Annotated in this window: 18 protein-coding genes and 3 pseudogenes; 12 read left to right on the plus strand and 9 right to left on the minus strand. The window is 71.4% G+C overall.

Going from position 1 to position 19,525, the window contains the following annotated elements; translation table 11 throughout:
- Positions 1–179: 179 nt before the first annotated feature.
- The 3 genes and pseudogenes from ACWGR4_RS41450 to ACWGR4_RS41460 all read left to right on the plus strand — a co-directional run.
- A pseudogene (locus tag ACWGR4_RS41450) lies at positions 180–455 on the plus strand (ATP/GTP-binding protein); the annotation flags it as partial.
- 112 nt (positions 456–567) lie between these two features.
- A complete protein-coding gene (locus ACWGR4_RS41455) occupies positions 568–1,251 on the plus strand; it encodes a hypothetical protein (RefSeq protein ID WP_452129839.1) in 684 nt (227 codons plus the stop codon).
- Positions 1,252–1,341: 90 nt separating this feature from the next.
- Entirely contained in the window at positions 1,342–1,848 is a 507-nt protein-coding gene (locus tag ACWGR4_RS41460) for a SigE family RNA polymerase sigma factor (protein WP_395797756.1), read from the plus strand.
- On the opposite strand, the gene ACWGR4_RS41465 is transcribed toward ACWGR4_RS41460, so the two are convergent.
- Positions 1,829–2,299: a hypothetical protein gene (locus tag ACWGR4_RS41465; protein ID WP_452134315.1), complete on the minus strand. Its 471-nt coding sequence runs from the start codon at positions 2,297–2,299 to the stop codon at positions 1,829–1,831. The two genes, ACWGR4_RS41460 and ACWGR4_RS41465, sit on opposite strands and share 20 nt — an antisense overlap.
- 106 nt (positions 2,300–2,405) lie before the next feature.
- Here ACWGR4_RS41465 and ACWGR4_RS41470 point away from each other — a divergent pair, with 106 nt between their 5' ends.
- Positions 2,406–3,560, plus strand: a complete 1,155-nt coding sequence (locus tag ACWGR4_RS41470; protein WP_452129830.1) for a hypothetical protein — start codon at positions 2,406–2,408, stop codon at positions 3,558–3,560.
- A gap of 1,771 nt (positions 3,561–5,331) precedes the next feature.
- Here ACWGR4_RS41470 and ACWGR4_RS41475 read toward each other — a convergent pair.
- The gene (locus tag ACWGR4_RS41475; protein WP_452129829.1) at positions 5,332–6,384 is read right to left on the minus strand and encodes a hypothetical protein; all 1,053 of its coding nucleotides are present in this window, start codon (positions 6,382–6,384) and stop codon (positions 5,332–5,334) included.
- Entirely contained in the window at positions 6,381–7,004 is a 624-nt protein-coding gene (locus ACWGR4_RS41480; protein WP_452129828.1) for an RNA polymerase sigma factor, read from the minus strand. Before ACWGR4_RS41480 ends, ACWGR4_RS41475 begins: the two co-directional genes overlap by 4 nt.
- 39 nt (positions 7,005–7,043) lie before the next feature.
- On the opposite strand from ACWGR4_RS41480, the gene ACWGR4_RS41485 reads away from it, so the two are divergent.
- Together ACWGR4_RS41485 and ACWGR4_RS41490 are read left to right on the plus strand one after the other, a co-directional pair.
- On the plus strand, positions 7,044–7,529 hold the full coding sequence (locus tag ACWGR4_RS41485; protein WP_452129827.1) for a hypothetical protein: 486 nt from the start codon (positions 7,044–7,046) through the stop codon (positions 7,527–7,529).
- Positions 7,530–7,731: 202 nt separating this feature from the next.
- Positions 7,732–8,049 (plus strand): helicase associated domain-containing protein, encoded by a 318-nt coding sequence (locus ACWGR4_RS41490; protein ID WP_452129826.1) that lies wholly within the window; start codon positions 7,732–7,734, stop codon positions 8,047–8,049.
- Here the strand turns inward: ACWGR4_RS41490 and ACWGR4_RS41495 are convergent.
- A complete protein-coding gene (locus tag ACWGR4_RS41495) occupies positions 8,024–8,896 on the minus strand; it encodes an AAA family ATPase (protein ID WP_452129825.1) in 873 nt (290 codons plus the stop codon). The two genes, ACWGR4_RS41490 and ACWGR4_RS41495, sit on opposite strands and share 26 nt — an antisense overlap.
- Positions 8,897–9,390: 494 nt before the next feature.
- Between ACWGR4_RS41495 and ACWGR4_RS41500 the strand changes: the two genes are divergently transcribed.
- From ACWGR4_RS41500 to ACWGR4_RS41515, 4 genes are all read left to right on the plus strand, one after another.
- Complete coding sequence (locus ACWGR4_RS41500) at positions 9,391–9,741, plus strand: hypothetical protein (RefSeq protein ID WP_452129824.1); 351 nt, start codon at positions 9,391–9,393, stop codon at positions 9,739–9,741.
- A complete protein-coding gene (locus tag ACWGR4_RS41505; protein WP_391588453.1) occupies positions 9,738–9,998 on the plus strand; it encodes a hypothetical protein in 261 nt (86 codons plus the stop codon). The genes ACWGR4_RS41500 and ACWGR4_RS41505 overlap by 4 nt, the downstream gene beginning before the upstream one ends.
- 1,022 nt (positions 9,999–11,020) lie before the next feature.
- Positions 11,021–11,296 carry a hypothetical protein gene (locus ACWGR4_RS41510; RefSeq protein WP_452129823.1) on the plus strand — a complete coding sequence of 92 codons (276 nt, stop codon included), beginning with the start codon at positions 11,021–11,023 and terminating at the stop codon, positions 11,294–11,296.
- Positions 11,293–11,691 (plus strand): hypothetical protein, encoded by a 399-nt coding sequence (locus ACWGR4_RS41515; protein ID WP_452129822.1) that lies wholly within the window; start codon positions 11,293–11,295, stop codon positions 11,689–11,691. Before ACWGR4_RS41510 ends, ACWGR4_RS41515 begins: the two co-directional genes overlap by 4 nt.
- A 405-nt stretch (positions 11,692–12,096) precedes the next feature.
- Here ACWGR4_RS41515 and ACWGR4_RS41520 read toward each other — a convergent pair.
- Positions 12,097–13,107 (minus strand): annotated as a pseudogene (locus ACWGR4_RS41520) (ATP-binding protein); the annotation flags it as partial.
- Between the two features lie 214 nt (positions 13,108–13,321).
- Here ACWGR4_RS41520 and ACWGR4_RS41525 point away from each other — a divergent pair.
- Positions 13,322–13,987 (plus strand): annotated as a pseudogene (locus ACWGR4_RS41525) (transposase); the annotation flags it as partial.
- Between the two features lie 298 nt (positions 13,988–14,285).
- Here ACWGR4_RS41525 and ACWGR4_RS41530 read toward each other — a convergent pair.
- On the minus strand, positions 14,286–15,614 hold the full coding sequence (locus tag ACWGR4_RS41530) for an NADH-quinone oxidoreductase subunit D (RefSeq protein ID WP_452129837.1): 1,329 nt from the start codon (positions 15,612–15,614) through the stop codon (positions 14,286–14,288).
- Positions 15,615–16,374: 760 nt separating this feature from the next.
- On the opposite strand from ACWGR4_RS41530, the gene ACWGR4_RS41535 reads away from it, so the two are divergent.
- On the plus strand, positions 16,375–16,719 hold the full coding sequence (locus ACWGR4_RS41535; RefSeq protein ID WP_452129821.1) for a hypothetical protein: 345 nt from the start codon (positions 16,375–16,377) through the stop codon (positions 16,717–16,719).
- An 869-nt stretch (positions 16,720–17,588) separates the two neighbouring features.
- Here ACWGR4_RS41535 and ACWGR4_RS41540 read toward each other — a convergent pair.
- From ACWGR4_RS41540 to ACWGR4_RS41550, 3 genes are read right to left on the minus strand one after another with little or no spacing between them, the layout of a single operon-like run.
- Entirely contained in the window at positions 17,589–18,326 is a 738-nt protein-coding gene (locus ACWGR4_RS41540; protein ID WP_452129820.1) for a hypothetical protein, read from the minus strand.
- Positions 18,327–18,328: 2 nt separating this feature from the next.
- A complete protein-coding gene (locus tag ACWGR4_RS41545) occupies positions 18,329–19,306 on the minus strand; it encodes a hypothetical protein (RefSeq protein WP_452129819.1) in 978 nt (325 codons plus the stop codon).
- Positions 19,306–19,521 (minus strand): hypothetical protein, encoded by a 216-nt coding sequence (locus tag ACWGR4_RS41550; RefSeq protein ID WP_452129818.1) that lies wholly within the window; start codon positions 19,519–19,521, stop codon positions 19,306–19,308. The genes ACWGR4_RS41545 and ACWGR4_RS41550 overlap by 1 nt, the downstream gene beginning before the upstream one ends.
- Positions 19,522–19,525: the final 4 nt, after the last annotated feature.

Here is a 19,525-nt window from a genome sequence, read left to right on the forward strand (position 1 = left end):
GACGAGTTCGCGGATCGCCCGGCTGCCGTGGTCGACCTGGTCGGCGCGGACCCCGGTCGCCCACCCGAGACGGTGGGTGACGCCGTCGAGGACGGGAGGAACGCCTGGCCTACCATTCCGCGTTCGTAACCGTCCGCACCCCGCCCATCGACACACTCGCCACGAACATACGCACGCTGATGATCCTGGGCCGCCACCAACAGACCACCGCCCGAACGGCGTTGATCGTCACCGGCCCGCCGCCGCGGGCAAGACCACCGCGCTGCACCCGCGTCGGGCGTGCCTGCCACCTCGCCCACACCCGCCGCACCCCGGCGCCGCCCGGGCAGGCCCACCCACGCGTGCCCGTCGCGTACGTCCTCGTGCCACCGGCCGCGACCGCCAAGGCCCTCGCCGCCGAGTTCGCCCGCTACCTCGGCGTCCCCGTCACGGCCCGGATGACACAGGCCCAGATCGCCGAAGCCGTGTGCCACACCTACAACCGGGCCGGCGTCCGCCTGGTCCTCATCGACGAGAACCCGCCGCCTCAACCCCCGCACCACCACCGGTGCGGAGACCGCGGATCTGTTGAAAGACCTCACCGAACGCATCCGGGCGACGTTCGTGTACGCGGGCATCGACGTGACCGCCACGCCGTTGTTCGCGGGTGTGCGCGGGGCGCAGCTCGCCGGACGGGCCTGTCTGGTCGAGTGCGGGGCGTTCCCCGCGCGGCTCGGCACACGTGAACCGTTCAAAGAGTTGATCGCCGGCGTGGAAACCGCCCTCGACCCGAAGCGCACACCGCACCGCACCGCACCGGGACACTCGCCCGCCTCGCGCCCTATCTCCACCAACGCACCGCCGGCCGCATCGGCAGCCCCCTCCCGCCTCATCCGCCAAGCCGCCATCACCGCCATCGACGACGACACCGAACGCATCACCACAACCAGCCTCGACACGGTCCGCCTCGACCACACCGCCGAAACCCGACACCACCCACCACCACCGGGCCCCGCGCACCCGGGCGATAGACACATCCACCTATCCGCGACCACGCGAAACCCTGTGACCAGCACAAACACGATCCGGGCCTTTAGACGCACAGGCTATGTGCAACACACCCACGCATTCTCACCACAACTACGACACCCCCAGGCCAAACCCCGCACGGCCCTCACCCGGACGGCCACAAAACATTCTCATCCCACCTGCAACACCCCAGCCCACACCACCAACCGGACACCAACCAACCACCCCCAGGCTCAGCAGTGACCTGGATCACAGCGGTCCGGCGCATAGTGCGATGGGGGTCAAGGCCTTTCCGACGGTGTGGGGTTCGGGGAGACAAGAGGAACGGTGTCGATGGAGCAGTCTCGAACGGAAGGGTTCGACCGGTTCGTTGCGGCCCGCTGGTCGGCACTGTGCCATCTCGCGAGTCTGCTCACCGGTGGTGATCGACACAGAGCCGAGGACTTGTTGCAGGACGCCTTGGTCAAGCTCTGGTTCGCCTGGCCCAGGGTCGGCGAGCAGGCCCCGGAGGCGTACGTTCGCCGGGTGTTGGTGCGGGCCGCCGCTCGTTCGGCGCGCAGGCGGTGGCGGGGCGAACGTCCCGTCGAGTACGTGCCCGAGGTGGCCCAGGCCGGCGATTCGGCCGCTGCGGTGGACGAACGCACGCGGTTGGAAACCGCGCTCGCGCAGTTGTCGGCCAAGCAGCGGACGGCGGTGGTGCTGCGCTACTACCTCGATTTCTCCGAGGGCCAGGTCGCACAGACCATGGGCTGTCCCCTGGGTACGGCACGTTCGCATGCGACACGGGGCGTGGCCCGCTTGCGACGGATCCTGGGTGAAGTCATCGAGCCGGTGGGGTGAACGACGTCATGGACGACTTCGAGAAGGAACTGGCGCGGATGATGCGCGACACCGAGAAGGGCAGACCCTTCGATTCGCAACACCGAACCCGCCTGAGGGCGCGAGTGCGAGGCCGCCGGCAGGCCCGGACGGCATGGGCGGCGGGCGGCGCCGCGGCGGCGATCGTGGCGCTGGCCGCAGGGCTGTTGTTCCTGCCCGGCGCGTCCGCCGACGAGGACCCGGCCGTTCCCGTTCCGACGGCCCGGCCGACCCATGCCCCGGCGAGCGCGACACCGCCTCCATCGTCGCCAACCACCGCCCCGCCGGTCACGACGCCGCCAATCCGCTCGTCATCGACCACCGGGGCGCCGATCACCGGCGCACCCACCACGCGCCCGCCGGGCGCGCCGGGCAACTGACCACTCCCTGCCACGACGAAGACAAGGGTGGAGTTCGTAAAGGCGGCAAGCACGTGGCCCCGCCCCGGGGATCTCCCGGCCGGCTCCCCGCGCGGCACCGTTCCACCACAAAACCGACGGAATCGACGGGGCCTCGCCCCGAGTCTGGAGCCATACACCATGAATCGGATCACCGGCAGCACCCGCGCGCTGCTCGCAACCGCCGCATTACTCCTGGTCGCCGGCACGGCGAGCACGGCCACAGCCGACACCGGCCGGTGGACGAGCGAGCAGCTGCCGCCCGGCAACGTGAGCCTGGCCGGCTACGCCAAACCCGATGCCCACACGACCTGGGCCGCCGGTTTCGGCATCACCGAAAGCAGCTTCGCCCCGGTGCTCTACGCGAAGGACGACCACGACGACCGGGGTTGGGTCGAGGTGCCGACCGCGCCCGGCTACGCCGGACGCATCAACGCGGTGGCCGCCTCCTCGGCACGCGACGCCTGGCTCGTCGGCGACAAGGCCCGCAACGGCACCGCGATCGCCACACAGCACTGGGACGGCACCTCCTGGAGCGTGGTCGCGGCCGACGCTCCGGCCGCGGCGAGCAGCGCCGGATACCTGAGTGTGGTCGCGCGCAGCCCCACCGACGCCTGGGCCGCCGGCTGGGCCACGATCGTGGACGGCGTCACGACGGACCCGAACGGCGAGCCCACGCAGGTGATCCACCGAGAGGGCATCGTCGGACGCTGGAACGGCACCTCCTGGCAACGCATGACCCTGCCGCAGCCGTACCCCAGTTGGAACCTCAACGCCATCACGGTGGTGACGGCGAACGACGTGTGGGCTGTGGGCAACGGCACCAATGACGACGACAAGCCGGTCACCCTGCACTACGACGGCCACGCCTGGTCCATCGTGCCCACGCCCGCCTTCACCGGCCTGTACGGCGAGCTCTACGGTGTCGTCGCGCACGGCCCGAACGACGTGTGGGCCGTGGGCCGTGCCGTCCTGGACCCGAACGACGGGGGGCACGCGCTGATCATGCGGTGGAACGGCCACGCCTGGCGCCAGACCTCCGTTCCGGCCGAAGCCGGCGCCTTGGTCGGTGCCGCGACGGTCCCGGGAGGCATCGTCGCCGTCGGCCAGAAGGCCACCTCCGATGCGGAACCGTACGGCCTGCACATCACGGCGGGTCAAGCCCACTCGCTCGACCTCCCGGCGCCGAGCCCTGGCGGGGCCTACTACCCATCGGCGGTGGGCGTGGACCGTGGCCGTGTCACGATCGTCGGTTCCGGCGCCCAGCGGGCCCGGATCCTGACCGGGCACCTGTGATCTCACCCCCGGGGATCGCCGCGGCACCGCGGCGCCGGCAAGACGGGCCGCCTCGGCCGAACGATTCCACGGGGACCGGCTGACCGTCGGTCCCCGGGCTCGGGCGTCGGCCGCGGGACTGCGCGGCAGACCCGGCCGCGGCGAGATGGTGCCACACACGGGGCGGCCTCGGGTGTTCCGGCGCACTGACCGGGTTGCCGGACGAAGCCACGGTTCGTGTCGGCCCGCCCGTCGGAGAACCACCGAAGGGTTCTCCGGCGGGCGACCTCGGGGCCGAGGTCACCCACGGTCATTCGGCGCCTGGAAGAGCACGGGACCGAGACCGCACCGGTCGTGCCGTGCAGGACAACCATCGAGAGAGATTTCATGCGAGATGCACCCATCGGATCGATGGGGGCAGCCGTGGCACGCACCCTGGCGTCGGCTTCCTGTGGGGGTGGTGCGTCGGACGCCACCCGGCTCCCTCCTCCGCGTTCGGCGACGCGGGAGCCGCATGCCGGCGAGCCGGGTCCGACCCGGCCGGGAACACGAGCGGCGTTCGGACAACCGGCCTACCTCACGTACGACTACGGGGAATACGGCGGCAGCGTCCGGTTCACACCGACCCACATCGAGCAGGGCTCGATCACGGATCTGGAGTCCGCCGGACTTTCGATCGCGGAAGGCACGGACAGCGTTCCGTACTGCGTCCACTTCCGCATACGCGACGAATCCCCCTGTGATCTCTCGTACTCCTCACCCGGGTCGGAGCTGCGACTGCTCGACGCGGCCGGCGATCCCGCCACCCTGGTGATCGTCGCCGAGGGATTCGACAAGTGCCCTTCCCTGCGAGAACTCCCCGCAGGAAACGAAGCGCAGGCCTGCCAGGTTCCGGCCGCCAAGCCCGCAAGTCGCCCGCGAACCATCGGCAGTCGCCGGATCACAGGATCAGTGCCGGATCCCGAAAATGTCTGCGGGCTTTGCCAGTCGGTGTCATCGGTTCCCCCATGAGGTTCGTCAGCGGGGATGCCGTGGCCGGCGGCTGCGATCGGTGGGCAATGGCTCGTCGGGGCCGAACGGGTCAACCACTCGCCCGCTCGAGTGGTGTGGGTGGTGGCGGTGCGCGCGGGAGGGGATGCACCGGAGTGGCGAGCGCCGGTCCGGTGCTCGCCACCCCCTCTCGGGTGGCAGGGCTCGCTGCGGTCGGGCCTCCTTGCACGCCCGACCCGATCAGGGGGGATCGACATCACGCCCGACGCGACCACGGTCAAGACACACGACAGCCGCGCCCACCGCGCGTGCCGGGTGTGGGCGGTCCCGCGGTGGGCTCGGGTCCTACGTCGAGGACGACGGGGGAACCCGGGTCGACGCCGTGCAGGCGAGCGGCCCGGACCAACCGCACGGCGTCCGGGCGTCGGGGGCGCGTGTCGTGGCCTGCGGAGCAGCGTGCGGTCACCACGGGGCCGGCGTACACCGACGGCGCCTGCGTCAGGGATGTGTGCTTCGGCATCGCCCCGCCCTGGAGTACCGGCTCACGTTCGAACGGACCCACCTCGCCTGCCTCCCCGTCGCCGAGACCGGCGACAGCGACGCCCCCAACCACTGCCGCACAACCCGCCTCCAGGCCATGCGCGCGCTGATCACCGCCGACGCCGACAGCGCCGCCGACAGGCGAGCCTCGACGTCGCCGTCAGGGCCGCCCTCGCGAACGAGGCGAGCGGCGCCTCGGGTTGGGCGGCCCCGATCGGATCCGGCGCACCGGGGTGATCCGGCTCATTCCTGCCCGACTTGCTCAGCGGGCCTGGGGATCGCCCGGTGCCCAGCGCGTCGCCTGGCGGCACTTCGGCAAATCCTTCGGACCGTTCGCGTCGTGCGGGGACGCGGAAGGCGTGCGGCCGTCGGGAGTGTGGACGCAGTCGTCCGCACTCCGAGCCGTGCCCGGAACGAAGTCCCAGAGCAGCGCACCCGACGCGTCGTACGCGCGAAGCCGCTCGTCGTCGTTCACGGGTTCGTTCGGACGACGCGACGAAGCCGAGACGTACCAGACCCCGCCCGCCATCAACGCGTCCTGCTCGCCTCGACCGACGTCCATGGTGATCCGGCTGACGGCACCGGTGTATCGGCCCCACGCGCTGGTCGTCCAGTTCCCGGCGAGCGAGTTGCCTCCTCCACCACCGTAGTCGACCGGGCCGTCGATCCAGGTGGTGTCCCGAGGGTCGCCCTCCGGGGACGGAATCGACGTCGGGTCCGCTTCGCCTCCGCACCCCACGAACCGGGCCCGGTCGTCGACCGCGATCGCGAAGTACTCGTCCGGCCGACCCGGCCTTGCCGTCCGCACCGCCAGGTAGGGGCGGAACCGTTCGGCCATTTCGGTCTGTGGACGGCCCTCGGGGTTCGGCACGGTCCGCACGCAGTCGGCCACGAACTTGCGGGCGAGTGGTTCCGGCATCGCCCGGTCCGCCGGTACCGCAAGCATGTTCCTCGACAACTCGGACAACTTCGAGGTGCTTGCGGCGGGAGACGGGGACGCCGCGACGGAAGCCGCAGTCGACCCCCTGTGCGGTCGCACATCGCCGTGGGGCAGGGCCACGGCGACACCGGCCGCCACGGCGGCGACCGATGCGGCGGCGATCAGGGGGACACGGTGCCGCACGAGGAATCCTCGCCGGGGCGCGCCGGAACGCCGCGGGCCGGCGGCGCCGATCTCGACGGGGACGATCGTGTCGACGAAGGCGTCGGCGTCGTCGAGGCCGTCCGCGTCGTCGAGCAGGGCCAGTACCTCGGCCCGGCGTGCGGCGTGTGCCCGCAGATCCCGGTCGGCGGGCGGGTGGTGGGGGCTCGTCATCGGGACACGTCCTTCACGCGCGAAGACGGACGATCGGTCGCGGCGGGATCGCCGGCGGGCGGAGGGAGCGCGGCCACGAGGTCGCGCAGGCGGGCGCGGGCCCGGTGCAACCGGGACTTGACCGTGCCGGCGGCCACGCCCAGGGCCGCGGCCACCGCCTCCTGGGACAGACCGCTCCAGACGCACAGTTCCAGCACCTCGCGTTCGCGTTCGGGCAACGCGGCGACGGCACGGAGCACGCTCGCCATCGCGCGTTCGTCGTCGAGTCGCGCGGCCACCTCGTCCGCGTGATCGGGAGCAGCCGGCGGGGGTGGGAGTCGGGCCTGCAGCGCCCGGTAACGCAGCAGCGCCCGGCCGCTGTTCGCGGCCATGTTGCGGGCGACCCCAAGCAGCCACGGCAGCGCACTGTCCTGAAACAGCACGACCTCCGCCCGGATCCGCCACGCGTGCAGGAACACGGCGGAGGTCAGGTCCTCGGCGTCGGCCCACGAGCCGGTGCGCCGAAAAAGGAAATTGTGCACCGCGCGGGCATGGCGATCGAACAGGTCACCGAACGCGCAGCGTTCGCCCGCGCAAGCCCTGTCCCACAAATCGCGGTCGGTCTCGGTGGAGATGTTCACACCCCTACATGTGCGCGACCCACCCGGGAGTTCCCACTGTTGTGCCGGAAAAGATCAGGCACCCGCCGCGAAGGGGTTCTCGCCGCGGCGGCACGGCCGGGCGGGCCTCGCGACGGCCCCGGAGGCCGCGACCCGGACGCGCCGAAGATCGACCCACCCGACCACACCGACACCACCGACGGGCCGGCACCCGCCGAGGGCGGGCTCGCGGCAGCACTCGCGAACGCGATCGTATCCGTCGACTCGCGCGGCGACGTCGGGCAGGCCGTCACGATTTCGGCAGGCGCGACATCCCGCGAGGACCCCGCCGCGACGCCCGCCGGACAGGCCGAGGCACACGCGTACCTCACCGAACTTCACATCCGCCTCGACGACCTCGCCCGCGCCCGCGCCCGCGAACAACCGGACGAACTCGCACGCCCGCCCCTCCCGCCGACCCACCCCGAAGCCGCCGCACCCGCACTCGCCACAGCCCGAGAACTCCGCGCGACCACCGCCGCCGTCCAGTCCGATTCCGATCGATGACAGCACCCATGAAGCCCACTCGGCCGACCGACCGCAAGACATGCGGCCGCGGGGCCGATGTCGGGCGCGTGCGCATGCCCGGGACGGTGCGGCCCCCCACGCCGCCTTCGAAGGCGGTCTGACCCCTACCCCGCGCCGGACACAACGCCACGGACCCACGTTCGCCGCCCTACAGGCAGTCGTCCAAGGCGGCGGGAGGGGCGTGGAGGAGAGTGGTGCGGTTGCGGGCGGCGACGGGGCCGGGGCTGCCCGGGCGCCCGGGCGCGGGCGGGGCGCGTGGGAGACCGCGTTCACGGCGGCCGTCGCCTACCGCCAACGCGAAAAGGACCTCGAAGTACCCCGCGCGCACGTCGAGACCGTGGCGGTGGAGACGGCGGCCGGGGCCGAGAGTGGCGGGGGCGATGGCGGCGGGGTCGTCGAGCTGCGGCTCGGCAAGTGGGTCGACAACCAACGCACCCGCCGGAGTTCGCCGAACGGGGAACGGGTCCGGCTCCTCACCGAACTCGGCATCCGCTGGTGAAGGGGCGGGGGCGGCGGGTCGGGGGGTTCATGTTCGGTGGGAGTGAGGTCGGGGGTGTCGGTGGAGGTGGTGGCTGGGTCTGGTTGCCGAAGCCGAGACGGCCGAAGGCCCAGCGGAGCACCTCTTGGTCGACGTGGGTGCGGTCGGTGCGTTCGAGGGCGGTGTGGGTGTGGGCGGTCGGGCGAGCCCGGTCGCGGAGGTTGCCGTGGGCGGCGTGTTGGTCCGCGTCGGCGATGTCGGCGGGGTCTGCGTGGGCCCGGATGGGGTGGTGGAGCGGGATGACGTCCTGGATCTCGTCGGGGGTGAGGCGGGTGAAGCGCTGCCGGATGAAGATCCCGGAGGACGGCATCGGCTCCTTGCGCAGGGTCTGGTGGCGGCCTTCTCCTCCCACGAAGACGATCGCGAGCCGGGTGTACGGGTCGTCCCGGAGGTAGCGGACGTATTCCGGCAGGGAGCCGCTGAGCCACTGGGCCTCGTCCAGGACGAGGGTGCGGGGGTGGGCGGCGAGTTCGGTCTTGAGGAGTTGGTCGAACTCGCCGACGTAGTGCGGGGGTTGGCCCGGTAGTTCGAGGGCGGTGAACAGTTCCTGGCGCACCGTGCGGAGGGTGGGGCGGGTGTGGAAGGTGATGCGGTGGATGTCCTGGTCGGGTTCGAGTTCGCGCAGGCAGCTGGTGACCGCGACGGTCTTGCCGAGGCCGGCTCCGCCGTGGATGCGGGTCATGGCGCGGGCGGCGATGGTGTCGGCGAGGTTCTCCCGGGCGGTGAGCAGGGCGCGGGTGGTCACCGAACGTGCGTCGGGGAGCGTGACGTAGTGGTCGGTGGGTGCGGGTGGCAGGTGGCGGGTCATCCGGGGGTCCTCGCGGGCGGTGGGCGGTTCGGGTGTGGCGGGTACGGCGGATCCGGCGTTGGTGGAGTTCTTCAGGGAGCCGGGGGTGGCCCAATCGGCCGGGGGCGGTGCGGGCGGGATCAGGTCGGGCAGGGCCGGTGCGGCCGGGTCGCCCTCGTGGTGGTGGGCCGGTTCCCGGTCTGCCTCGCCGGCGGTGACGGCGTCCAGGCGGTGGGCGTCGGCGAGGAGCGCGGCGGGGGCGAAGCGGTCCCGGCGTAGTTGTTCGGCGGCTTTGGCCTCGGCGCGCAGGCGGCGGGCGCGGGCCGCGCGGGCGCGGCGCAGTGCGGTGCGTTGTTCGTCGGTGGCCCGGTCGGCGGGGTGGGCGGTGCCCAGGCGGCGGCCGTGGAGGGTGGTGTGCGTTGGCCGATCCGGCGGCCGGTCCGTTGGATGCCCTGCCGGTGGGACGTCGGCGATTAGAGTGGGGCGGTCGGGTCGTCGTGAGGGAGGGGTGTGGGGTGACTGCCGAGCCCGAGTATTCGACTCCGGTGATCGCGCGGCCGGAGTGCACGATCGAGGGTGTGCGTGCGGCGATCGCGTTGTTGGCGCCGCACTGGCTTCCCGAGATGGACCGGTCCCAGCGCGAGGCGACCGCGAAGGCGTTGGAGGTCGACCGGCTCGATCCGTTGCGGGGCTGGTTGCGGCACTGGGCGGCGATCGCGGAGATCGAGCGTCACCCGGATCTGGCGTTCCGCTATCACCATGCCGAGCAGGTCGACACCGTCAGCGACGACCCTAGGGTGCGGGCCCGCGGTGTTCGGGTCGCGGGTGAGTTGTTGCGGGCCGCCTACGCAGCGGTGGGCGTGTGAGCTGGGGCTGGGAGTACGAACCCGACCAGGCGAGCGTGGTGGGCGGTGCGCCGGAGGCGTTCGTCGCCCTGGTCGAGACCGCGGTCGCGGAGATCGTCCGCGCGGCCGAGGCGCTGTATCTCGACGGGACCCTGTACGAGGGCCCCAATCCCCGTGCCGCAACCGCCTACATCGACGACGGCATGTTCGTGTACCTGATCGTGGTACGCAGCGAACGCGTCTACGTCCTGCAGACGACGTACCTTCCCGCCCACTGACACCTTTACGTCCGTATCCGCACGCCTTGGGTGGCCCGTGGCCGGACAGAGCGGCTGACGGCATCCGTTCCCCGCAGCGGTTGAGGTTCTCGATGCCACCTTTCGGGTGGGGGCTGTAGGGCGGGAGGACGGTGATGTTCGCGTCCACTGCGGTGGGCGCGGTGGTCACGGTGCGGGAGAGGAAGTCCCTGCCGCGGTCGAACCGCACGTGCTCGGGCAGGCCACCGAACGGGCCGTAGGGGGTGGTGCGCACGATCGCGGAACGCAACGCGAACGTGGCCGGGACCGAGGCCCGCGTCGGACAGCCGGGCGTGACGGCGACGCCGGTGACCGCGTTGGTCGCGCAGCCGATGAACCAGGTGATGTACGGGTGGACGAGGTCGCCGTCGGCGGCCACACGTAGGGAGACCTGGACGTGGTCGGCCTCCCGCACATGGTTGCGCCAGGTCCGGGGGGTTTGGCGAACACGTCCAGCGCCCGGGCGGCTTCCGGGCCCTTGCGGTGGCCGACCCGCTCCCCCGCGGTCAGGTCCCGGCGGAGCGCGCGCAGGAACGTCGACAACGACGGCACCGGAACCAGCACGGGCACTGCGGCCGACGGCGCGCCGCCGGGGAGCGGCGTCCCGCTCGACGGGGGCGGTGGTGAGGCGGGTGCGGCGGGGTCGCCAGCCGGCGTCCCCGGACCGGTGGCCGTACGGGCGCGGGCGACGAGTTCACGGTGGACCGCGGAGGCGTTGCCGTGCCAGCAGGCCGGCAGCAACCGGATCTGAGGGGTGATCTCGAACGGTCGCCGCGGCGGGCCCCCGGGTGGGCGGCGGCGGTGTGGGGTGTGGTGCCGGCGTCGGCCGGCCGGCGCCACACCGAGCGCTCCGACGCTCCCAGGCATTGCGCCGTGGTGTGGACATGCGCGCGGGTGAGGCGGGGCTGGGCTCCATACGGTGTGATCGGAAACGGGTGGCGGGATCCGCGTCGGGGATGGGGGAAGTCGCGGAATCCGCTCTGCAGCGTGTCTATAGTGATGCTATGACATCAACGACGATCCAGGTGCCGCGCGAGACTCGAGACCATCTCGCCGAACTCGCCAGGGAACGCGGACTGAGCATCGGCCAACTGGTCGAGGCGTTGGCCGCCGAGCAGCCCACCGCCGCCCAGCGGGCCGAGCGCCTGGCCGCCGACCGGGAGACGGTGCGCTCGGTGATCGGCGTCCCGATCACCGACGAGGAATTCGACGGCGCGCCCGACATCCTCGCCAACATCCACCGCATCGCCGCCGACAAGGCCCGGAAGACCCACACGTGATCATCCTGGACACCGGCGCCGTCAAGGCACTCGCCACCGGCCACAAGACCCTGGGCCTGCTCGCCGGCAACATGGCCCGCACCCCCGGCGACCACCTCGTCGCCCCCGCACTGTGCCTCGTGCAGGCCGAGGCCGACGCACAGGGTGTGGCCCGTCGGGTCCTGGCACTGTCAAGTGTGAGTGTCGATCCCCTGGAGACGGTGGCGTCGGTGGCGGTGGGGACGATGATCCGCGACGGCCTCGGCGGACCGGACACCTGCCACGCGCTGTACTGCGCCCTGCCCCGGGCCGAGTTCACCGGCATGTCCATCCTCCTCACCACCCGCGAGGACGCCTACCCACCCGGCATCGCCACCGTCGACATCGACTCCCCCGGCATGCTCGGATTCGGGTGACGACGACGATCCCCTCGGACCCGCCGGCCGCAGCCGAGGCCGCATCGGTGAGGAATCCGTCGGCACCCACGTCGAGCGCGCGCCGAGGCGCCGCGTGCGGCCGGGACAAGCGATCGAGGCGTAGCACGGCCGGCACGGCGAGCACGCGGAGAAACTCGCGGATTTATTCAGCGAGGACCTCGCGTGAGGCCCGCGCACGGCCAGGCCCGGAGGATCCCCCGCGCGCCTGCAGTCGGCGTAAAGCAGGCCCTCGTCGTTCGCGACGTCCCACAGGGGATGCAACAGCCTCGGCACGCGCGGGACTTGGGAGACGTCGAAGCGCGGTGTGTGCTGCCGGCTCAGCACACGTGAGGCCAACGCGGGGGCCTTGGCGAGAGTGCGTTCGGCGCCTGCGCCGCACAGCACCAGGCCGGTGTGGGTGGCGGGGGGCGTCGACCAGCGGGCGCAGGTGGTCCAGCGCGGGGGCGGCGACGCGCCGGCGTCGTCGATCACGAGCACGCCCGGGGGCACGAGGGCCTCGAGGAGCGCGCGGTCGGCCGCGTCCGTGCGGTTCGTCGAGGAGGTGGCCGGCAGGCCGAACGCGGTGAGCAGCGCGGCCCGCAGTTGGGGCAGGGCCGGTTTCACCGGCGCCGGCGCGCGGTGTGCCGGGACGCGGCGCGGGAGCAGGCGCAGGGCCTGGTGGAGTGCGATCGTCCTGCCGTGTCCGGGGGCGCCGTACACGCACAGGATCCCGTGGGCGGCGACGGTGTGGACGAGGGCTTCGGTCACCGCGCCGAGTCGGCGCGTCGACACCGGGTGCGCGCCGGGTGTGTACAGCCGCACGCCATCACCCGAAGGTACCGGCCCTGTGATCGGATCGGTCCCCCGAACGGCTTCGGCCGCCGGAACCGGCGGTGTGGGCCGGCCCTGTTCGTCCACCATCCCCGGGAGTGCCAAGTCGGCCAGGGCCTGGTCGTATTGGTCCGCGCCCGATCCGCGAGTCGGACGGGCGATCCGAAGCACACGTGGCGAGCGAAGGTCGCGACGTACCGCGTGATAGAGCGTCGCCTGCGACACCGGCGGCGTTCCCGGCTCGTCCTCGGCGCGGGTCGCGGCCCGATCGCTCATCCAGCGGTGCAGGGCTCTCACGTTCCCGCCCAGGTCCGCCAGGCACGACCAGAGCGCCTCGTCCAGCGTGAACCGGTCACGTCCCGGCGGGTCCACACGACCCGACCCGCGCGCCGCCGCCAACCACCGCCACACCGTGCGCTCCGACACACCCACCGCGTCCGCGGCGACCGCCACACGCGCACGGGAGACACCACCCGCATCCGCCACCACGAGCAGACCCCGCAACACCAACGGCCGCAACACCACGGCCGCGCTCGGCACACCAACAGAAGGATCCACCGACGACACCGGCCGACTCCTCGCCATGCCGGCCGGCACACACCGCGCCCCGGATCCCGAACACAGGAACGGGGCAACCCCCGCGACAGAACAACCCGCTCGTGTCAGGCACCCGACATCAGTCGACGGTCACCCCCGTGACAATCGAAACGATCACGGCCATCCACACCCCGACCAGCACACAAACACCCCCACCACACCCGCACCCCACTGACGACCAACCACCACCACACACACTCACACGCGGCTCGATGTCCTGGCCCTGTTCGAGGACGGCACGGTGGGGCGGCCCGAACTCACGATCGCCGTCGACGTCGCCACCAGGGCCATCCTGGCGGCGGTGCTGTGCCCGGGCGGAACCAGGGCCGTGGACGCGGCGCTGCTGCTCGCGGAGATGGCCGTCCCCCACCCCGCCCGGCCCACCTGGCCCGACGCCCTGCGTTTCGCCCGCACCCGGCTGCTCTTCCGTGACCGGCTGGTGTCGCTGGACGAACGCCTCGCGGGCGCGGCGGCGCGGCCGGTCGTGGTTCCGGAGACGATCGTCGTGGACCGGGGGAAGGTCTTCGTGTCGGGGGCGTTCACCGCGGCCTGTGAGACGTTGGGGATCAGTGTGCAGCCCGCCCCGCCGTTCGCGCCGACGGCGAAGGGCATCGTGGAGCGCACCTTCGGGTCGATCAACTCCCTGTTCTGCCAACACCTTCCCGGGTACACCGGCTCCGACGCCGGCCAACGCGACACAGACGCCGAGCGTGAGGCGTGTTTCAGTGTCGCCCGGTTGCAGGACCTGCTCGACGAATGGCTCGTGCACCGGCACCACCGCCCCCACGAAGGACTACGCCATCCGGTGATGCCCGGGGTCGCGTTGACGCCGAACCGGATGTGGACCGCCCTGGTCGCGGCGTGCGGACCAGCACAAACACGATCCGGGCCTTTAGACGCACAGGCTATGTGCAACACACCCGCGTGTTCTCAACAAAACCGCCACACACCCAGGCCAGGGCCCCACAGCCCTCACCCCGACGGCCACGAAACGTTCTCAACCAACCCGCAAAACCCCAGCCACACCACCGTCCACACACCAACCACCACCCCCGGAATCACAGGTGCCGACCCATCCCGCCACCGGCGGTGTCCGGGAACCCGGCCGAACACCGTGACCGGCAGCGCGGATACATGGCCGCGCGGCCGTAGTCCTCGCGCCGCCGTCAGCGGTCCACGCCGCCCAGGACCGGGTCGGTGCTGGCCAGGGCCGCGACGACATCGGCGACCAGGCCGCCTTCGACCATCGCGGCGACCGCTTGCAGGTTGGCGAACGAGGGGTCCCGCAGGTGGACACGGTACGGCCGGGGCCCGCCCGTCGAGACCAGGTGGCAGCCGAGTTCACCACGCGGCGATTCCACGGCGGTGTACGACTGGCCCGACGGCACCGCGAAGCCTTCGGTGACCAGCCGGAAGTGGTGGATCAACGACTCCATCGACGTGCCCATGATCGTGGCGACGTGCTCCGGCGAATTACCGAGCCCGTCGGGCCCCAGCGAGAGTTGCGCGGGCCACGCGATCTTCTTGTCCGCGACCATCACCGGGCCCGGCCGCAACCGGTCGAGACACTGCTCGACGATCCGCAGCGACTCCCGCATCTCCGCAACGCGCACCCGGTAGCGGTCGTACGCATCGCATCCGTCGCGGGTCGGCACGTCGAACTCGTAGTTCTCATAGCCGCTGTACGGCTGCGTCTTGCGCAGGTCGTGCGGCAGCCCGCTCGCCCGCAGGATCGGCCCGGTGACGCCGAGCGCCATGCAACCCGTGATGTCCAGATACGCCACGCCGACGGTCCGAGAACGGAAGACCCCGTTGTCGTCCAGGAGTTGCTCGTAGTCGTGCAACCGTCCGGCCAGGACTCGCAGGAGATCACGGACTTGCGCCTCGGCCCCGCCGGGCAGGTCCTGCACGAGACCGCCGGGCCGGACGTACCCGTGGTTCATCCGCATCCCGGTGATCGCCTCGAAGACGTCGAGGATCAACTCCCGGTCGCGGAAGCCGTACGTCATGACGGTCAGCGCACCCAACTCCATCCCACCGGTGGCGATGGCGACCAGGTGCGAGGAGATCCGATTGAGCTCCATGAGCATCACCCGGACCACCCGGGCACGTTCGGGGACCTGGTCGGAGATGTCGAGCAGGCGTTCGACACCGAGACAGTAGACGACCTCGTTGAACACCGGCATCAGGTAGTCGGCACGCGTCACCAACATGACCGACTGGGTCCAGTTGCGGTACTCGCAGTTCTTCTCGATCCCGGTGTGCAGGTATCCGATACCGAGCCGTGCCTGCACGACCCGCTCGGCGTCGAGTTCGAGGACGAGTCGTAGAACTCCGTGCGTCGACGGATGCTGCGGCCCCAGATTGACGACGATGCGCTCGTCCGGTGCGGCGCCGATCTCGGTGACCGCGTCAGCCAAATCCTGCCCGCCGTCGACGAAAACCTCGCGCGCGGGTGCCGCATCGTCGGGATCATCCTTGCTGCGGTGCGCCATGGCCGGCTCCCGGATCCGATGTCGGATGTTCACCCCCGCCGCTTTCCTGTCCACACCCACGAAGGACGAGCCGAACTCGATCACGGAACGGCGACGCCCTGCGACCGCCGCCCCCGTCCGAAGGCGCCCCCGGCTCGCCGCTACCCCTTCCTCACCGGCGCGAATCGCGATCAAGGCGCACCCCCGGGCGGCCAGGCCGCCCGGATGTCCCCTGCCGGGCAAGGACTGCGCACTCCTAACGACATGAGGACCGGCCTGGGGGCGGCCGACAACAACCAGGAGCACGGACCGCGCGCCACAGGGCTCACCCGCGTGCCACCTCGGCCGCTGTGGATCGCCGTCCCCGCCGTTTCCGCTTTCGCATCGGTCGTTGACGCCATCCTGTTCCCGCGACATCCCCCGGCGACCTGCCGCGCCACATCGCGGCACCGATCGTGGCCGACTGCCTCCGCCCACCTCGACCACGTTCTCCGCGTGTGCCCACGCCGCGTGGCCGCACCCCGGCAAAACGAAGGGGCAACCGTGACCGACCTGCTCAAAGCCGCCTCCCACCCCCGTCTGTCGAACGACCCGACACGGCGGCGATGGCGCCGAACGTGTCCTCGCCGCCCACGGCGTGCCACCGGAACACCCGATCGTCGCGGCTCAACCGGCATACAGGTGATTTCATGCAAAGGGATTATATTTATCTATTCGATCCACTCTGTGGTGCATCACATGGAACATTGTGAGCAATCCGACTTCAAGGAGATGGGTCGACATGAAGCATCATATTGCACTGTTTGTCGCCGTTGGGTGCCTCGCCGGAGGGCAGTTGTTGCTGACGTCCCCGGCTCAGGCGGCGCCTTCCGCGGTCTGCTCCGGCAGCCACGTCATCACCACATCCGGCGGGCACCTTTCCTACACCGAGTGCACCGAGGGAAACTCGTCCCGGGTCTACGGATACGTCAAGGACACCGATGCCGACGGGCAGTGCGCCTATGCGAAGGTGCAGATCGGGAATTGGGTCAAGAGCTGGAAGGCGTGCGGACAGGGTGCCGTGACCAACTTCGACACCGGCTACCACGCCGGCCGCAACGCCAAGGTCTGGCTGTCCGAATCGTGAAACGTCGTTGCGCCGAGGGGTCGAGCGAGGCTCGCTCGTAGCGACATATACGGTCTTCGCCGTGAGCCAGTCGGCGGCACTACCGGTGAGCCACATCTGCCCCCTTCGCGGCGCGGCCTGGTCACCAGCGACCGGTAGCTTACGGCGGAGGCCACCAACCCTTGCACTGACGTGCACACCACCACGCGACCGACCCGAGTTGGCCAACAGTCGGCTGGGTCCTCGATACCGGGAGGCTCCGCAACCGCCCTCCCCCGTCCGCCCGATACGCCGGCGCCACACTCCGCCGCCGGTGGCGGAAGCCCGACAGCGATCCGCCGCGGAGGCGGCCGGCCAGAACACCGCCACCGCACCCGGACAGCACATGGCTCTTCCCCGGCCGCCGCACGAGGCCCCGGGCACCATGCGCGACGGCCTCCGCACACCGACCTCGGCAAGAGGTTCGACAACGCCCGCGATCTCAACGCCCAAGCGCTGTATCCGACCTGGGCCCTGCTCAACGATCGCCTGCTGCGGGCCGGCCCTGTGGCGCGGTTTGGCGGGGGACGCGGCCGGAGTCGCCGGCGCCTACGGAGAACTCGCCGCATGTTGATCGGACAGGGGCATGTGAGGACGCGATCGCGATCCACCGACTGCCGAAACCGCCCGTTTCGTGACCAGCGGACGATCCCCGGGACGCCCCGTCCGACGGACCCCCGCCCCCGTGATAGGCGGGTGCGCGGCGCGGACGACGCTCGGCGATGTCTGTCGTCGGTCGCCTGCGGAGGGGATTCCGGGGGAAGGGTGTACGACCCGACGGGGGTCGGCTTCGAGTCGGGCGGGTGGACGGTTCGGCGGGTGTGTCCACGAATCGGGTCCGCGTGTCCCGATCAGTCGGGTGCGGTTGCGTGTGCGATGAGGGCCTCGAGTTCCGAGGCGGGCCATGGGCGGGCGTCGGCGAGGGGGACGTGGTGTCGGCCGGTGGCGATGTCCTCGAGGAGGTCGTCGAGGGTGACGCCTGGACCGACGTCACGGGTGGTGGCGGGGGTGAGACGGATGTGGGCGTCGGGAGGGCTGTGCAGGAGTCGGCGGGCGACGCCGGGTGTGGTGGCGTGGTCCATGCCGCCCCGGTAGGGGCCCTCCGGTGGCAACAGGCCCGCGTGGTGGGTGTATTCGTGGTCGACGAAGACGGGCTCGTCGCCGGGGCCGATCAGGATGTTCCAGGGTTGGAGGTCGCCGTGGCGCCATCCGGCGGTGTTCAGGCGCTCCAGTGCCGTGAACACGCGGTGGGCGATCGTGGTCAGGCGGGGTGCGAAGTCGGGCGGGGGGTCGGGGAGGCGGCCTCGGGCGCACCACTGCCACAGGTCGACGCCGGGCAGGAACTCCACCGCGGTCCAGATCCCGTCGCCGACGCGTGCGTGTCGGCCGTCGGCGGGATGCAGACCCCGGGCGTGCAGCAGCCGTACGGCGTGGGCCTCGTGCAGGAGCAGGGTTGCGGCCTTCGGTTCGGTCGTGGTCTTGATCTTCCAGCGGCCGGCCCGCCAGGCGTCGGTGTGGTGTGTGGTCAGGGGGTGGGGCTCGTCGGTGACGTCGAGGTCGGCGAGGGCGGCGGCGAGCAGCGGGTCCATCGTCACATCCTCACGCGCACGGGTGCCGTGCGGTGTCGGATGGCGGTGGTTGCGCGGGTGTCGTGCGTGAGGAGGCGGGCGATCTCGGTGGAGATCGGCAGGCCGGTCAGGGCCTCGATCCAGCCGAACTCGCCCGCGCAGTTGGTCTCCAGGTAGGTCCAGCCGTCGGCGGTGACGACGAAGTCCAACGCGGCGTAGACCAGGCCGAGTTCGCGCACGTGCTCCACACAGGCGCGTTCGACGTCGGCGGGGGGCGTGATCGCGGCGTGGCGGCAGTCGGCGGCCGGGACGGTGCGCCAGTCGAGGGCGCCGTCGGTGGCGATCGACGCGGCGAACACCCGATCCCCGACGACCGTGACGCGGGCGTCGAACAGGCGGTCCTCGACGAGGGCCTGGAGGTAGTGGACGGTGCCGGTGATCGCGTCGAGGTCGTCGCACGCGCGCAGGCGGGTGGTGGGGATCAGGGTGGTGTGGCGTTGGGTCAGGGCCTTGACCACGACCTTGTCGTCGTGGTCGGTCACGAACGCCCGGGCCGCGTGCGGGTCGCAGGTGAACAGCGTGTCCGGTACGCGCAGTCCACAGCGTGCCGCGCAGGCGAGCTGGGTGGGTTTGTGCTCGGAAACATCGACCACGAGCGGGTCGTTGATCCACAGGACGGGATGGGCGCGGAGCAGGCCCAGGAGAGCGGTGGTGTTCTCGTCGGCGCGCCAGTGTTCGTCCGCGTCGGGGTGGGATGCGGGGCGGGTGGGTTTGCGCCAGTACACCGAGGTGGTGGGCCCGATGGTCACGGCCCGCCGGCCGTCGTCGATCGTGGTGGTCCAGGTGCCGGTGGCGAACCGGCCGCCGGCGGTGACGGTTTCGCGCAGGCGGCCGGGGTCCAGGCGGATGAACGCGTCGCGGTCGAGGCGGCTCGCCACCAGGTCGGCGGTGAGGTCGTCCTCGGCCGCGACGACGATCACGCGGGTTTCGCGAGGCCGCATTACTTGGGGTCGTCCTTGCGGCGCACGCCACCCTGGTCCTGGGTGCTGGTGTAGTTCGCCACGGTCGCCGGATCGGCCGCCTCCACCAGCAGGCGGCCGTCCGCGACGACGTTCGCGCCGACCAGCGGGTCGTAGCGGTGCTCCGGCAAGGGCAGCGAGCGGCCGTTCGGGGCGGGAATCGGGAGTCGGCGGGTCAGGAGCAACGGAGTTGCCACGGGA

The sequence above is a fragment of the Embleya sp. NPDC055664 genome, from assembly GCF_053618075.1.

Bases quoted from the DNA above. Each gene is read 5' to 3' on its own strand.
- ACWGR4_RS41530 (WP_452129837.1), bottom strand. From the start codon at position 15,614: ATGGCGCACCGCAGCAAGGATGATCCCGACGATGCGGCACCCGCGCGC.
- ACWGR4_RS41460 (WP_395797756.1), top strand. From the start codon at position 1,342: ATGGAGCAGTCTCGAACGGAAGGGTTCGACCGGTTCGTTGCGGCCCGC.
- ACWGR4_RS41470 (WP_452129830.1), top strand. From the start codon at position 2,406: ATGAATCGGATCACCGGCAGCACCCGCGCGCTGCTCGCAACCGCCGCA.
- ACWGR4_RS41510 (WP_452129823.1), top strand. From the start codon at position 11,021: ATGACATCAACGACGATCCAGGTGCCGCGCGAGACTCGAGACCATCTC.
- ACWGR4_RS41540 (WP_452129820.1), bottom strand. From the start codon at position 18,326: ATGGACCCGCTGCTCGCCGCCGCCCTCGCCGACCTCGACGTCACCGAC.
- ACWGR4_RS41475 (WP_452129829.1), bottom strand. From the start codon at position 6,384: ATGACGAGCCCCCACCACCCGCCCGCCGACCGGGATCTGCGGGCACAC.
- ACWGR4_RS41545 (WP_452129819.1), bottom strand. From the start codon at position 19,306: ATGCGGCCTCGCGAAACCCGCGTGATCGTCGTCGCGGCCGAGGACGAC.
- ACWGR4_RS41495 (WP_452129825.1), bottom strand. From the start codon at position 8,896: ATGACCCGCCACCTGCCACCCGCACCCACCGACCACTACGTCACGCTC.
- ACWGR4_RS41535 (WP_452129821.1), top strand. From the start codon at position 16,375: ATGAAGCATCATATTGCACTGTTTGTCGCCGTTGGGTGCCTCGCCGGA.